Source organism: Curtobacterium sp. VKM Ac-2852 (assembly GCF_013205045.1).
GTDB lineage: Bacteria > Actinomycetota > Actinomycetes > Actinomycetales > Microbacteriaceae > Curtobacterium > Curtobacterium flaccumfaciens.
On sequence record NZ_JABMLI010000002.1, the window covers coordinates 721,684 to 735,041 of the forward strand.

General features: G+C 73.1%; 16 protein-coding genes. 3 read left to right on the top strand and 13 right to left on the bottom strand.

What is annotated here, in order from left to right:
• Positions 1-8 precede the first annotated feature (8 nt).
• The 10 genes from trpC to HQQ79_RS09880 form a co-directional block, all read right to left on the bottom strand.
• On the bottom strand, positions 9-794 hold the full coding sequence (trpC, locus tag HQQ79_RS09835; RefSeq protein ID WP_027465722.1) for an indole-3-glycerol phosphate synthase TrpC: 786 nt from the start codon (positions 792-794) through the stop codon (positions 9-11).
• 19 nt (positions 795-813) lie between these two features.
• Entirely contained in the window at positions 814-1,053 is a 240-nt protein-coding gene (locus tag HQQ79_RS09840; protein WP_017887200.1) for an HGxxPAAW family protein, read from the bottom strand.
• Positions 1,050-1,748, bottom strand: a complete 699-nt coding sequence (locus HQQ79_RS09845; RefSeq protein WP_173033974.1) for a Trp biosynthesis-associated membrane protein — start codon at positions 1,746-1,748, stop codon at positions 1,050-1,052. Before HQQ79_RS09845 ends, HQQ79_RS09840 begins: the two co-directional genes overlap by 4 nt.
• Positions 1,745-3,289 (bottom strand): anthranilate synthase component I, encoded by a 1,545-nt coding sequence (locus tag HQQ79_RS09850; protein WP_071403728.1) that lies wholly within the window; start codon positions 3,287-3,289, stop codon positions 1,745-1,747. Before HQQ79_RS09850 ends, HQQ79_RS09845 begins: the two co-directional genes overlap by 4 nt.
• Positions 3,286-3,684, bottom strand: coding sequence for a phosphoribosyl-AMP cyclohydrolase (hisI, locus tag HQQ79_RS09855; RefSeq protein ID WP_071403727.1), 399 nt, complete (start codon positions 3,682-3,684; stop codon positions 3,286-3,288). The genes HQQ79_RS09850 and hisI overlap by 4 nt, the downstream gene beginning before the upstream one ends.
• Before the next feature lie 25 nt (positions 3,685-3,709).
• Positions 3,710-4,465 carry an imidazole glycerol phosphate synthase subunit HisF gene (hisF, locus tag HQQ79_RS09860; protein ID WP_232536485.1) on the bottom strand — a complete coding sequence of 252 codons (756 nt, stop codon included), beginning with the start codon at positions 4,463-4,465 and terminating at the stop codon, positions 3,710-3,712.
• An 11-nt stretch (positions 4,466-4,476) separates the two neighbouring features.
• Positions 4,477-5,316 (bottom strand): ATP phosphoribosyltransferase, encoded by an 840-nt coding sequence (gene hisG / locus HQQ79_RS09865; RefSeq protein WP_027465727.1) that lies wholly within the window; start codon positions 5,314-5,316, stop codon positions 4,477-4,479.
• Positions 5,317-5,374: 58 nt separating this feature from the next.
• Positions 5,375-5,638, bottom strand: a complete 264-nt coding sequence (locus HQQ79_RS09870; protein ID WP_027465728.1) for a phosphoribosyl-ATP diphosphatase — start codon at positions 5,636-5,638, stop codon at positions 5,375-5,377.
• 101 nt (positions 5,639-5,739) lie between these two features.
• A complete protein-coding gene (rpe, locus tag HQQ79_RS09875) occupies positions 5,740-6,399 on the bottom strand; it encodes a ribulose-phosphate 3-epimerase (RefSeq protein WP_173033976.1) in 660 nt (219 codons plus the stop codon).
• A 72-nt stretch (positions 6,400-6,471) separates the two neighbouring features.
• Positions 6,472-7,071, bottom strand: coding sequence for a TetR/AcrR family transcriptional regulator (locus HQQ79_RS09880; protein ID WP_173033978.1), 600 nt, complete (start codon positions 7,069-7,071; stop codon positions 6,472-6,474).
• Between the two features lie 62 nt (positions 7,072-7,133).
• On the opposite strand from HQQ79_RS09880, the gene HQQ79_RS09885 reads away from it, so the two are divergent.
• Positions 7,134-7,787 carry an NAD(P)-dependent oxidoreductase gene (locus HQQ79_RS09885; protein ID WP_173033980.1) on the top strand — a complete coding sequence of 218 codons (654 nt, stop codon included), beginning with the start codon at positions 7,134-7,136 and terminating at the stop codon, positions 7,785-7,787.
• A gap of 24 nt (positions 7,788-7,811) precedes the next feature.
• Here the strand turns inward: HQQ79_RS09885 and HQQ79_RS09890 are convergent, their stop codons facing one another.
• Together HQQ79_RS09890 and fmt are read right to left on the bottom strand one after the other, a co-directional pair.
• Positions 7,812-9,380 carry an RsmB/NOP family class I SAM-dependent RNA methyltransferase gene (locus HQQ79_RS09890; protein WP_254066183.1) on the bottom strand — a complete coding sequence of 523 codons (1,569 nt, stop codon included), beginning with the start codon at positions 9,378-9,380 and terminating at the stop codon, positions 7,812-7,814.
• Positions 9,377-10,312, bottom strand: a complete 936-nt coding sequence (gene fmt / locus HQQ79_RS09895) for a methionyl-tRNA formyltransferase (protein WP_173033982.1) — start codon at positions 10,310-10,312, stop codon at positions 9,377-9,379. Before fmt ends, HQQ79_RS09890 begins: the two co-directional genes overlap by 4 nt.
• 134 nt (positions 10,313-10,446) lie before the next feature.
• On the opposite strand from fmt, the gene HQQ79_RS09900 reads away from it, so the two are divergent.
• Both HQQ79_RS09900 and HQQ79_RS09905 read left to right on the top strand, forming a co-directional pair.
• Positions 10,447-10,776, top strand: coding sequence for a hypothetical protein (locus tag HQQ79_RS09900; RefSeq protein WP_173033984.1), 330 nt, complete (start codon positions 10,447-10,449; stop codon positions 10,774-10,776).
• A gap of 14 nt (positions 10,777-10,790) precedes the next feature.
• Positions 10,791-11,246, top strand: a complete 456-nt coding sequence (locus HQQ79_RS09905; RefSeq protein ID WP_071403720.1) for a DUF4383 domain-containing protein — start codon at positions 10,791-10,793, stop codon at positions 11,244-11,246.
• 122 nt (positions 11,247-11,368) lie between these two features.
• Here the strand turns inward: HQQ79_RS09905 and HQQ79_RS09910 are convergent, their stop codons facing one another.
• Entirely contained in the window at positions 11,369-13,351 is a 1,983-nt protein-coding gene (locus HQQ79_RS09910; RefSeq protein WP_173033986.1) for a primosomal protein N', read from the bottom strand.
• Positions 13,352-13,358 lie beyond the last annotated feature (7 nt).

Genomic DNA, 13,358 nt, shown 5'->3' on the forward strand with positions numbered 1-13,358 from the left:
TGAGCCGGTCAGGCCTGGTCGGCGGCGTCGACGAACGACGCCAGGGTCGCGGCGGGGTCGTCACCCGTCACGAGCGCTTCGCCGACCAGCACGACGTCGGCGCCGGCTGCCCGGTAGTGGGCGACGTCGGCCGGACCGGAGACCGCGGACTCGGCGACCCGCACGACCCCGGTGGGGATGCGGTCGGCGAGCGACCCGAACAGGTCGCGGTCGAGCGAGAAGTCGGTCAGGTCACGGGCGTTGACGCCGAGGATGCGGGCGCCGGCGTCGAGGCCACGCGTGACCTCGTCACCGGAGTGCGCCTCGACCAGCACGCGCATGCCGAGTTCTTCGGCCAGGGTGTGCAGTTCGACCAGGCGGGCCTGTTCGAGCGCCGCCACGATGAGCAGCACGACGTCGGCTCCGGACGCCCGGGCCTCGATCACCTGGTACGGGTCGGCGATGAAGTCCTTGCGGAGCACGGGGACCCCGACGCGGGCCTTCACGGCTTCGAGGTCGGCGAGGCTGCCGAGGAACTTGCGGCCCTCGGTCAGGACGCTGATCGTCGAGGCCCCACCACGCTCGTAGTCGGCGGCGAGGGCAGCCGGGTCGGCGATCGCGGCCATCGACCCGCGGGACGGGCTGGCGCGCTTGACCTCGGCGATGATCTTCACCCGGTCGCCCGGGCTGAGGAACGCGAGGGCATCGAGCGGCGACGCCACCCGGTCGAGGTCGCGTTCGACGTCCGAGTACGGACGGTCGACACGACGGGCGGCGGCGTCCTCGAGCGCGCCCGCGACGAGGGTCTCGAGCACGTTCGGCATCGGGAGACCCCTACTCGCCGTGGTGCTTGGGGACGAACTTCGGACCGTCGACGCCGTAGCCGGCCTTCTTCATCACGCCACCGACGATGAGGCCGATGAGGACGACGCCAGCGGAGGCCCAGACGCCCCACGGCTGGTCGAACCAGAAGAACAGCGTGCCTGCCGCGAATCCGATCAGCATGATCACGACGGCGGTCCAGGCGGCCGGCGAGTGGCCTTCGCCGAGTTCTGCGGGCTCAGTGTTGCTCACGGTGCTCCTCGTTCTGCTCCGGCGTCGTCGGTCGAGCGACGCCCTGTTGATCCTACCGTGTCGTCACTCGGCGCCCCCGCGCCCGCGCCGTCGGCGGTGGTCGGGTCCACGCCCGCGCTCAGGTCGTCCCAGTCGACGACCGCGTCGCGCTGGACGGGTGCTGCCGCGCGTGCCGCCGCGGCGGCTCCGGCGGTCGCGGCGCCGTACTTCCGGCTCGGGCCGGGCCAGGCGCGCTGGACCACGATGACGACCACGCCGAGCAGCACGGCGAGGACGCCGCCCGCGATCCCGACGGCGGGCCACGGGCTCACGGAGACGCTCGACACGACACCGCGGACGGCGCCGAGGTCACTGACCCCGGCGACCTCGCCGACGGCACCGCGTGCAGCGGCGATCGGGTCACGGAGTGCGGTGATCCCGCTGACGACCACCCCGAGGCCGAGCAGGATCTCGACGGCGGCGAGCACGATGCGCAGCACCCGTCCGGCGATGGTCATCGCCAGGAAGAGCGCGAGGCTCGCGATCGCCAGCGCGGTGTACTGCGGCACGACCGCCGCCCCGTCGGCCGAGACCGTCGAGGTGACGGCGGCGCCCGCGTGCAGGCGCACGGTGAACCAGGTCTGGGTCCAGGCGAGCATGACGACGCCGGCGACCAGGAGCCCGGCGACGACCACGATCGGACGCGAGCGCTTCACGAGCGGACCTCGCGCATCCGGTTGGCCGTGGCGACGGCACGCAGCGGGGCGGCGGCCTTGTTGACCGCCTCGACGTGCTCGGTCTCCGGGTCGGAGTCCGCGACGAGTCCGGCACCGGCCTGCACGCGGGCGACGCCGTCCTTGATCAGGGCGGTGCGGATCGCGATCGCCAGGTCGGCGTCACCGGCGAAGTCGAAGTACCCGACGACACCGGCGTACGCACCGCGCTTCGCCGGCTCGAGCTCGTCGATGATCTCGAGCGCACGCGGCTTCGGCGCGCCCGAGAGCGTGCCGGCCGGGAACGTCGCCCGGAACACGTCGATCGCCGAGGCGTCGGGACGCACCCGCCCCTCGACGCTCGACACCAGGTGCATGATGTGGCTGAACCGCTCGACGGTCATGAACTCGGTGACGCTGACGGTGCCCGGCTCGCACACCTTCTGCAGGTCGTTGCGGGCGAGGTCGACGAGCATCAGGTGCTCGGCGCGCTCCTTCGGGTCGCCGAGCAGGTCCTCGCCGAGGTGGACGTCCGCTTCCGGGGTCGCACCACGCGGGCGGGACCCGGCGATGGGGTGCGTGATCGCGCGGTCGCCCTGCACCTTGACCAGCGCCTCTGGTGAAGCGCCGACGATCCAGAACCGCTCGTCGGCGGTGTCCGCGAGGGCGAGGAAGTACATGTACGGGCTCGGGTTCAGCGTCCGGAGCACCCGGTAGACGTCGAGTGGGTCGGCCGTGACCTCGTGGTCGAACCGCTGCGAGATGACGACCTGGAACACGTCACCGTCGCGGATGAAGCCCTTCGAGCGCTCGACGGCCGCCATGTAGTCGGCCGGGCTCGTGCGGTGGGTCGGGGTCGGCTCGGCGATCTCGAAGGCCTCGGCGACGGTTGCGACGCTCGGCTGCACCAGGTCGCCCTGCATGCGGTCGAGGCGCTGCTGCGCGTCCGCCCACAGGGTGTCCGCGTCGTCGGTGCCGTCGTTCAGCACGCTCGCGACCAGCAGCACGAGACCGGTGCGGTGGTCGAGCGCGGCGAGTTCGGAGACGAACGACAGCGCCTGTCCGGGCACGTCGAAGTCGGCCGGCGGCACGTTCGGCAGGTGCTCGAGCTGCCGCACGGCCTCCCACCCGATGAAGCCGACGGTGCCGCCGACGAGCGGCGGCGAGCCGGGCACACGCGGTGTGGCCCAGCGCTCGTGCAACCGTGCGAGGACCTCGAGGGGGGCGCCGTCGAGCGACCCGACGGCGCGCTCGGCGTCGATGCCGGTGTCGATCCAGGCCGCACGGTCGCCGTCCTGCGTCAGGACGCCGAAGCTCCGCACGCCGACGAACGACCAGCGTGACCACAGGCCACCCTGACCGGCGGACTCGAGCAGGAAGGACCCGGGGCGGCCGTCGGCGAGCTTGCGGTAGACGCCGACCGGCGTCTCGCTGTCGCCGTACAGCGCGCGGACGACCGGCAGGACGCGGTGGTCGCCGAGCAGGCCGTCGAACTCCGGTCGGGAGGTCGTGTGCGGGGTCTCGGAGATCGTCGCGGTGGTCATCGGGTCGGCTCCACGGCCGTGCCCGCCGGGGCGGACATGGTCACGGGCGCGAGCGGGTCGACGTCGAAGCACCGGTGCGCACCGGTGTGGCACGCCGCCCCGACCTGCTGCACCGTGACGAGGAGCGTGTCGTCGTCGCAGTCCAGCGCGGCACCACGGACGTACTGGGCGTGTCCCGACGTGTCACCCTTCCGCCAGTACTCGTTGCGCGACCGCGACCAGAAGGTCACACGGCCTTCGGTGAGGGTGCGGCGGAGGGCTTCCCGGTCCATGTAGCCGAGCATGAGGACGTCCTTCGACGATTCCTCCTGCACGATGGCGGGGAGCAGGCCGTCCGCACCGAAGTGTGCGCGGTCGAGGACCGCCTCGGTGTCGGTGCTGGTGCTGTCGGTCATGAGGCTCCTAGCCTACGGCGGCGGATCAGCGGACGGCGTGGCCGGTCGCGCGGAGCGCGGCCTTGACGTCCCCCACGGTCATCTCGCCACGGTGGAAGACGCTGGCGGCGAGGACTGCATCCGCTCCCGCGTCGACGGCCGGGGCGAAGTGCTCGACGCGACCCGCGCCTCCCGAGGCGATCACCGGGACGGACGAGACGGCGCGCACCGCGGCCACGAGTTCGAGGTCGAACCCGTTCTTCGTGCCGTCGGCGTCGATGGAGTTGACGAGCAGTTCCCCCGCGCCGCGCTCGACGGCCTCGCGTGCCCACGCGATGGCGTCGAGGTCGGACTCGGTCCGCCCGCCGTGGGTGGTGACCACGAAGCCCGACGGCATCCGGTCGGATCGCTTGACGTCGAGCGACAGCACGACGGCCTGGGCACCGAACCGGTCGGCGATCTCCCCGATGAGCTCGTGCCGGGCGATCGCTGCGCTGTTCACGCCGATCTTGTCCGCGCCGCACTGCTGCAGGCGCGAGACGTCGTCGACGCTGCGCACCCCACCACCGACGGTGAGCGGGATGAAGACCTGCTCGGCCGTCCGGGTCACGGTGTCGTACATCGTCGCCCGGTTCTCGACCGTGGCGCCGACGTCGAGGAAGGTCAGCTCGTCGGCACCCTGCTCGTAGTACCGAGCCGCGAGCTCGACGGGGTCACCGGCGTCCTGCAGGTCGAGGAAGTTGACGCCCTTGACGACGCGGCCGCCCTTGACGTCGAGGCACGGGATGACCCGGACCGACACGCCACCGGCGGTCACAGGCGTGCGGCGTGGATCGGGCTGACGAGGATCGCCCGGGCGCCGAGGTCGTAGAGCGCGTCCATGATGAGGTTCGCGTCGTCCCGCGGGATCATCACGCGGACGGCCGCCCAGTCGCGGTCGTGCAGCGGCGACACGGTGGGCGACTCGATGCCGGACGCCACCGCCGTCGCCTGCTCGAGCAGGGCCGTGGGGACGTCGTAGTCGAGCATCACGTAGCCACGGGCGACGAGCACGCCCTGCAGGCGTCGGCGGAGCACGTCGATGCCGGGGATGGTCTCGTCGGTGGACACGAGCACCGCGGTCGACTCGAGGATCACCGGGCCGAAGATCTCGAGGCCCGCCTGCCGGAGCGTGCTGCCCGTCGACACGACGTCGGCCACGGCGTCGGCGACCCCGAGCCGGACGGCGCTCTCGACCGCGCCGTCGAGCTTCACGAGCGTGGAGCTGACCCCGTGCTCGGCGAGGAACGCACCGACCAGTCCGGGGTAGCTCGTGGCCACCCGCACGCCGTCGAGGTCCTGCAGCGAGGCGAACCGACCCGGGGTGCCGGCGAACCGGAAGGTGGAGTCGGCGAAGCCGAGCGCGTCGACCTCGTGCGCCTCGGACCCGGAGTCGAGCAGCAGGTCGCGGCCGGTGATGCCGACGTCGAGCGCGCCGGACCCCACGTACGTGGCGATGTCCCGCGGGCGGAGGAAGAAGAACTCGACGCCGTTGCGCTCGTCGAGCAGGTGCAGCGCCTTCGGGTCGCGGCGGCCGGCGTACCCGGCCTCCCGCAGCATGTCGGACGCGGTCTCGGACAGGGAGCCCTTGTTGGGCACGGCGATGCGGAGCATCAGTGGGTCTGCTTTCTGTGGGGTCGTCGGCGGTCGTCGGTGCGCCGGGCGGCGCTTCCTACAGATGTCGCCAGACGTCCGCCGGGGTGAGTCCCTTGGCGACCATGAGGACCTGGAGGTGGTAGATCAGCTGCGAGATCTCCTCCGAGGTGCGCTCGTCGCCCTCGTACTCGGCCGCCATCCAGACCTCGGCGGCTTCCTCCACGATCTTCTTGCCGATCTGGTGCACGCCGGCGTCCAGTTCGGCGACGGTGCCGGAGCCCTCGGGGCGCGTGCGCGCCTTCTCGGTGAGCTCCTGGAACAGGTCGTCGAACGTCTTCACGGGGTCCAGGCTACCGGTCTCCGCTGACGCTGCCGACGCACCGTCCGGACGGGAGGCAGTGGTCGCCTCGGTGACGCCGGTGCGCTCCGGCGCTCCCCCGGTCACGAGCGCGCCCGAGCGGCAGCCTCGCGCAGGTCGGCGATGCGCGCGGCGGGTTCGCCGCCGTACACCGCGGAGCCCGCCACCAGGGTGTCGGCACCACTCCGGACGGCCTCGGGCACGGTGTCGACCGCGATCCCGCCGTCCACCTCGAGCCAGACGTCGAGCCCGGACGCGTCGACGGCAGCGCGGGCGTCGGCGAGCTTCGGCATCACGGACGGCATGAAGGACTGGCCGCCGAACCCGGGCTCGACCGTCATCAGCAGGATCATGTCGTAGGCGTCGAGGTGGTGCAGCACCTGCGTGATCGGGGTACCGGGCTTCACGGCGACTGCGGCCCGGGCACCGTTCGACCGGATCGCCGCGGCGGTCGCCACCGGGTCGTCGGCTGCCTCGAAGTGGAACGTGACGCTCGACGCGCCCGTCTCGGCGTACTTCGGCGCGTTGACGTCGGCGTCGGTCACCATCAGGTGCACGTCGAGCGGCACCGGCGACACCTGCTGCAGGCGCTGCACGATCGGCAGCCCGAGCGTCAGGTTCGGGACGAAGTGGTTGTCCATCACGTCGACGTGCACCAGGTCGGCGGTCTCGATGCGCTGGAGTTCGCGCTCGAGGTTCGCGAAGTCGGCGGACAGGATGCTCGGCGAGATGCGGATCGTCACCGGGCAAGCCTACCGGCGTGCGCCTGCCTGGCTGCGCTGCCCGGGTGCGCGCGGCGCCGTCCGGGGGCGGGGTCAGCCGTCGCCGAGGGCGCGCGTGCCGAGGTCGGACCGGAGCATCGTCCCGAGTGCTGCTTCGACCAGCCGCTCGCCCTGCGGGCGGTCGATCCGGCGCGACACGACGAGGCCCGCGATCCCCTGCATGGTCGCGGCGAACAGGAGCTTGAAGGTGGTCCGGGCGTCCTCGCCGGGCTCCGGCGCGGACGCTCCGAGCGCGCCGTCGAGCACGGCGAACAGCGATTCGGCGGCGGTCTGCACGGGGCCGGACCGGCCGGCCGTCGACGCCTGGAACATGAGGTCCATGAGCGCCGCGTCGTCGATGGCGAAGTCGACGTACGCCATGGCGACCCGACGGAACCGGTCGTCGAGGTCGCCCGAGCCGGAGAGGGCCCGGCGCACCGCGGTGGTCAGTCGCTCGAAACCGAGCACGGCGAGGGCGTCGAGGAGCGCCTGCCGATCGACGAAGTGACTACGGGGGGCGCCATGACTGACCCCGGCGCGGCGGGCGAGGTCGCGGAGCGAGAGTCCGTCGACCCCTGACTCCCGAAGCACCGCGACGGCCTCGTCGAGGAGCACCGCCCGCAGGTTCCCGTGGTGGAAGGGCCGCTCGGTCATGGGGACATCCTAGTCCCGAACTAGGCATTGACTATTTTCTAGGCAACGCCTAGTTTGACGACATGCCTTCGGAACAGACCCTCCTCGTGTTCGGCGCGACCGGCCAAACCGGCCAGCACTTCACCCGACTCGCACTCGACGCCGGGCACCGCGTCCGAGCAGTCGCACGGACGCCGTCGAAGCTGGCTGTCCAGCACGACGACCTGCAGGTCGTGCAGGGCTCGGTCGCCGACGACCTCGACCTCGATGCACTGCTCGACGGCGTGACGGGCGTGGTCGTGATGCTCGGGGACGTCGCCGCGCAGCGCGAGCGACCGGTCAACACCGCGTTCGTCCGCACGCTCGTGCCGGCCATGCGCCGGAGCGGCACCCGGCGGCTGCTCTACCAGGCCGGAGGGCTGAGTGCGCCTCCCGGCAAGCGGCTCGCGCCCGTGCTCCGCCTCGTCCGGTCGACGCTCGCGCGGGAGTACATCGGACAGCACGCGGACAACGAGTCGGTGATGCGCTACCTCGACGCCGAGGCGCAGGACATCGCCTGGACGGTCCACCGCGCCGGCATCGGTTCGGACGGCCCATCCAAGGGCGAGCTGCGCCGCTCGGCGCGGTGGATCAGCATCGGTACGTTCCGGGACTGCGCCGCGTACAACCTGCGCACCTTGTTCGACGACACGGCCGTGCACACGTGCGACGGCAGTGCCTACCGACGGTCGCGCTGAGCCCGATCCCGGTCGGCGGGGTGGTCAGTCGACGCGACGGAACAGCGCGATGAACATCGCGTCCGTCCCGATCCGGTGCGGCCACAGCTGCGCCGTGGCACCGTCGGCGATCTCGGGGTCACGTGCGGCGACACCCCGGACGATCGTGGCAGTGTCGAGCTGCTCGAGCCGGTCGCTGTGCCGCCCCATCAGCGCGTCGACCTGCCCGCGGGTCTCGGCCAGGTGCGGCGAGCAGGTCACGTACGCCAGGGTCCCGCCCGGTGCGAGCACCCGGACGGCGGCGTCGAGCAGTTCGGTCTGCAGGGCAGCGAGCTCCTCGACGTCCTCGGGGAGCTTCCGCCAGCGTGCCTCCGGCCGGCGACGCAGCGCGCCGAGCCCGGTGCACGGGGCATCGAGCAGGATGCGGTCGAAGGTCATCCCGGTGCCGTCGCGGCCGTACCGACGGGCGTCGCCCTCGACGACCCGCACGTGGTCACCGAACACGCCGAGGGCGTTCCGCACGAGTCCGGCGCGGGCGGGCACGAGCTCGTTGGCGACCAGGGTCGCCCCGCCCTGCTGCGCCTCGGCGGCGAGCAGCGCGGCCTTGCCGCCGGGCCCGGCGCACATGTCGAGCCATCGCTCCCCCGCACGCACGTCCGACGAGCGGCTCAGCGCCAGCGCGGCGAGCTGCGACCCCTCGTCCTGCACGCGCAGGCGTCCGGCGGCGACGCCCGGCACGCGCGCCGGGTCGCCGCTGATGCCGCGGATGCCGACGGGCGACACCGGCGCGGCGTCCGCCTGCACGACGGGCTCGTCGGCCCGGACGGGAGGCACGGTGCCGGTCGCGCCGTCGGCCTCCGGTTCGTCGTCGGCGGGCACCAGGGCCGCGGGCACGTCGTCCGCACCGGTCGCGTCGGCGAACGCGGCGTCGGTGTCGTCGTCCGGGGCGGTGCGGGCGGTCGCGGTGGCGATGTCCTCGTCGGTGGCGAGTCCGGGCAGGGCCGCGAGCTGCACCCGGGGTGCGGCGTTGTCGGCGGCGAGCAGGGCGGCGAGCTCGTCGCGGGAGTGTTCGGCGGCCAGAGCGTCGCGGAGCGCCGAGACGACCCAGACGGGGTGCGACCAGCGGGTGGCGAGCAGGGCGTCCCCGGCACGGCCCTCGGTGATCAGGGCGTCCCACTCCTGATCGGTGCGGGCGGCGATCTTGCGCATCACGGCGTTCACGAACCCGGTCGCGCGGCGGGCACCGACCTCGCGGGCGAGCTCGACCGTGGCGTCGACGGCGGCGTGCGTCGGCGTGCGCATGGCGAGCAGCTGGTGCGCACCGAGGCGCATCACGTCGAGGACGTCCGCCTCGATGTTCTCGGTCCGGCGACCGGAGGCCAGCGCGATGATCACGTCGTAGCGGCCGAGCATCCGGATCGACCCGTAGGTGAGCTCGGTCGCGAACCCGGCGTCGCGGGCCGTGAGCCCGGCGCGGCGGATGCGCGTCGGCAGCAGCAGGTTCGCGTAGGCGTCGTCGACCTGCACGGCGCGGAGCACGTCGAACGCCACGCGGCGGGCACTCGCCGGACGCGGGCCGCGGCGGGCACCCTGGGGCTTCGTCTGGGGGCTCATGCGAGGACCTTCCCGTCCAGTTCGCCGAGGCCACGGGCCCAGGCGGCGGCGTCCATCGCCTTCTTGCCCGCCGGCTGCACCTCGAGCAGCACCAGCGGGGTGTCGGCGGTCCCGACCAGCAGCCGACCGCCGTGGAGTGCGAGCGCACCCGGCGCGAGCGACGGGGCGGGGTCCTGCGTGCCTCCCGGCTGGAGGGTGATGCGGAGCAGCTTCACGCGGGTCTCGCCCAGGTGGGCGTACGCGCCCGGCTCGGGCGTGACCCCGCGCAGCCGCGCGTGCACGACGGTGGCGGGCGCGGCGAAGTCGATGCGGCCGTCGTCGATCGTGAGCTTCGGGGCGACCGTGGGCTCGCCGGACTGCTCGGTCGCGACGGCGGTGCCGTCGGCGATGGCGTCCACGACGTCCGCCACCACGTCGGCGCCGACCTCGGCCATCGCCGCGAGGACCTCGCCCGAGGTCGCCTCGGGGTCGATCTCGAAGGGCCGCGCGGCGTAGACCGGGCCGGCGTCGAGCGCCTCGACCAGCTGGAAGACCGTGGCGGCGGTCCGGGTGTCGCCGGCCATCACCGCACGCTGCACGGGAGCAGCACCGCGGTACGCCGGCAGGTCGGAGAAGTGCAGGTTGATCCAGCCGTGCCTCGGGGCGTCGAGCGCCGGGCGGCGGAGCAGTGCACCGTAGGCGACGATCACGCCGAGGTCGACGTCGAGGTCCGCGATCCGGGCGGTGACGGCGTCGTCGACGCGCGAGGCCTCGATGACCGGCAGTCCGAGCTCCGCGGCGACGACGGCCACCGGGGTCGGGGTGAGGACACGCTTGCGGCCCTGCGGGGTGGCCGGCCGCGTGAGCACCGCGACGATCTCGTGGTCGGACGCCGCCAGACGGCGGAGGGTGGGGACGGCCGCAGCGGGGCTGCCGGCGACGACGAGACGCATGGGTTCGATCCTCCCACGCCGACGGGCCCACCCGACCCCGACCGCCTGTCCGGAGCACGCGGTGCTCGGCACTGCCTGTGCACCAGCAGAGCGTGGGCTGCGTACGTTCTGGCGGTATCGACGGAAGGAGCACCATGACCGACCGAGACCTGCCCATCCCGGACTTCGACCACGTCCCGCTCGGCAACCTGACGGAGCACCTGACGGCCCTCGACCGCGAGCAGCTCGAGGTGCTGCTCGACCACGAGAACGCCCACGGCGCACGGTTGCCGGTGCTGGAGCGGATCCGTCACCGGATCGAGGCCCTGGACGGCGGTGCGGAGCCGACCGGTTCCGTGCCGGAGCAGCTCCCCGAGACGTCTGCGGGGGCCTCGGCACCAGCGGACGTCACGCCGGCCACCGCCGGTCCGGCGATCAACCCGCCGTCCCACGGCGTGCCCACCAACCCCGCGCAACCGCGCTGAGATCAGGAGACACCATGAGTGACGTCACCACCGCCACCAACCGCTACGCCGGTTCGTCCGTCCAGAAGGCCGCCCTCGTGGTCGGCATCGTGTTCCTGCTCGTCGGGATCGCCGGGTTCGTCCCCGGCATCACGACCGGCGACCTGGCCGGGGCCGGACACGAGTCGATGGGCATGCTGCTCGGCATCTTCCAGGTGTCCGTGCTGCACAACATCGTGCACCTGCTGTTCGGCGTCGTCGGACTGCTCGCCGCCAACCGTGCCTCCGGTTCGCGGATGTACCTGGTGATCGGCGGGATCGTCTACTTCGTGCTGTGGATCTACGGCCTGTTCACCGCCGGCCACAGCTCGGGTGCGAACTTCGTCCCGCTGAACAACGCCGACAACTGGCTGCACCTCGTCCTCGCCATCGGCATGGTCGCCCTCGGCGTCGTGCTGCCGCGGGAGCGTCGCCGGCCCGCCAACGCCTGACCGACCCGCACCAGTCGGTCGCCGCACGGCGGCAGACCCCGAACGACACCGCCGACGTCGCACGACGTCGACGGTGTCGTTCTGCGTCGTGCAGCAATCGGGCACGCCCGGGCCCGACGGCGTCAGACCTCGGAGAACGGTTCGGCGTCGTCCAACCGCACCCGCAGCGTCGGAGCGGCCCGTCGGCGGTTGCCGCCCTTGAGCACCCGCCGGGTCGACGAGCGCCGGATGACCTCGGCCTTGAGCGTGGCGGCGACCTCTGCCCCGTGCGCGTACGGGAACCGCACGATCGCCCGGACCGTGCCCGGCAGGGCGTCGTCCTCGACCGGGACCGGGCCGAGCACCGGACCGACGACGGCGTCGCCGAGCGCTTCGACCGCCGCGGTGACGGCCTCGTCGGTACCGGTCATCGTCGCCACCCGGACCGCCGGCGGGAAGTGGAGTTCGCGGCGGTCGGTCAGCTCGTCGTGCGCGGGTCCGTCGAGTCGCCACAGGGCCATCGCCGAGGCCAGCCGCCCGCCGATCCCGACCAGGTACACCTCGGCCCCGGGAGACGACTTCGCCGCCGCGTTCGTCCAGAAGCGCAGGACGTCCTCCTGCACGCGCAGCCCCTCGCGGGCGAGCATCTTCTCACCGTCCAGCAGCAGGACGCAGGCGTAGCCCCCCGGCACCGACGGCTCGGCCCCACGGGTGGCGACGACGACGGACGGGCGGGCGGGGACCTCGTCGAGCGGGCGAGAGCCGTCGGCGACCACGATCCGGGTGCCGGGGAACGCCCGCCCGAGTTCGTCGGCGGTCCGTTGCGCTCCCTGACCGACCGGCTTCACGGTGCCGTTGCCGCACGTCGGGCAGCGGAACCCGACGGCCAGCGCGCCGCAGAAGCGGCACTGGGGCGTGGCGCCACGGTGCGGGCTGCCGAGCGGCCCGCCGCAGACCCGGCAGTGCGCGCGTTCGCCGCACTCGGCACAGACCAGCCCGGTGCCGAAGCCCGGGCTCGCGACCTGCACCAGGACGGCACCGTGCTGGCTGGCCTCGCGCGCGGCACGCCACGCAGAGCTCGGGATGCGCGCCTGCGCGGCGAACCCCTCGGCCCCGGTCTGCTGCACGGTGGGGATGACCTTCGGGGTCTTCACGCGGTACGGCACGACGTCCTGCAGCCAGTGCAGCTCGACCAGGCGCTGCACGTCGGTGCTGCGCGCGTGTGAGACGAACAGCAGCGCGGCACCGGACTGGGCGGCCCGCACCAGGGCGACGTCGCGCGTGTGCACGTAGGGCGCCCGCTGCTCGATGAACGAGGCGTCGCCGTCGTCCCACATGGCGATCAGGCCGAGCTCCGTCGCCGGTGCGTACATCGCCGTGCGGTTGCCGATCGCGACCACCGGGTGCGTGCGGGCCTGCAGCAGTGCCTTCGCGCGCTGCCCGTTCGTCTGCTTCGCGTCGAAGCGCACCACCCGCTCCGGAGGCAGCACGGCGAGCAGGGCACGCTCGAGGTCGATGACGTCGCGGAAGTCCGGAACGGCGATCACCGCGGACTGCTCGGCCGCCACGGTGTGCGCGGCCGCCTGGGCGAGCGTGGCGGCCCACCCCGGGACCCAGACCGGCGCGTCCGCGTCGCCCATCGCCACGGGCTGGGGCACGGCGGCGACCGCAGCGCGTCCGTGCTCCGTCACCACGGCCTCCAGGACGCCGTCGGCGTAGCCGGTGACGGGCGGGGCGGTCACCGGCGGCGGCGACCACGCGGTGTCCCGGGCGAGCCAGGCCTTCTCGGCGCGCACCTGCCGCGGGGGCACGGCGAGGCGCAGGACGTCGGAGGCGACCCCCGCGGCCCGGTCGGCGACGGCACGCGCGAGGGTCCAGATCTCCGGCGCCAGGACGGGCACCGGGGACAGGACGGCCTCGATCTGGCTCAACTCACCTGGGTACTCACCCTCGGTGACGATCTCGACGACGTAGCCGTCGGACATCCGCGCCCCGGTGCGCAGCGGCACCTTGACGCGGACCCCCGCGACGCAGTCGTCCTCGAGCTCGGCCGGTACCCGGTAGTCGAACAGACGGTCCAACTGCGGGAGCGGCGAGTCGAGGACGACGCGCGCGACGGTGGTCACGCGGTGC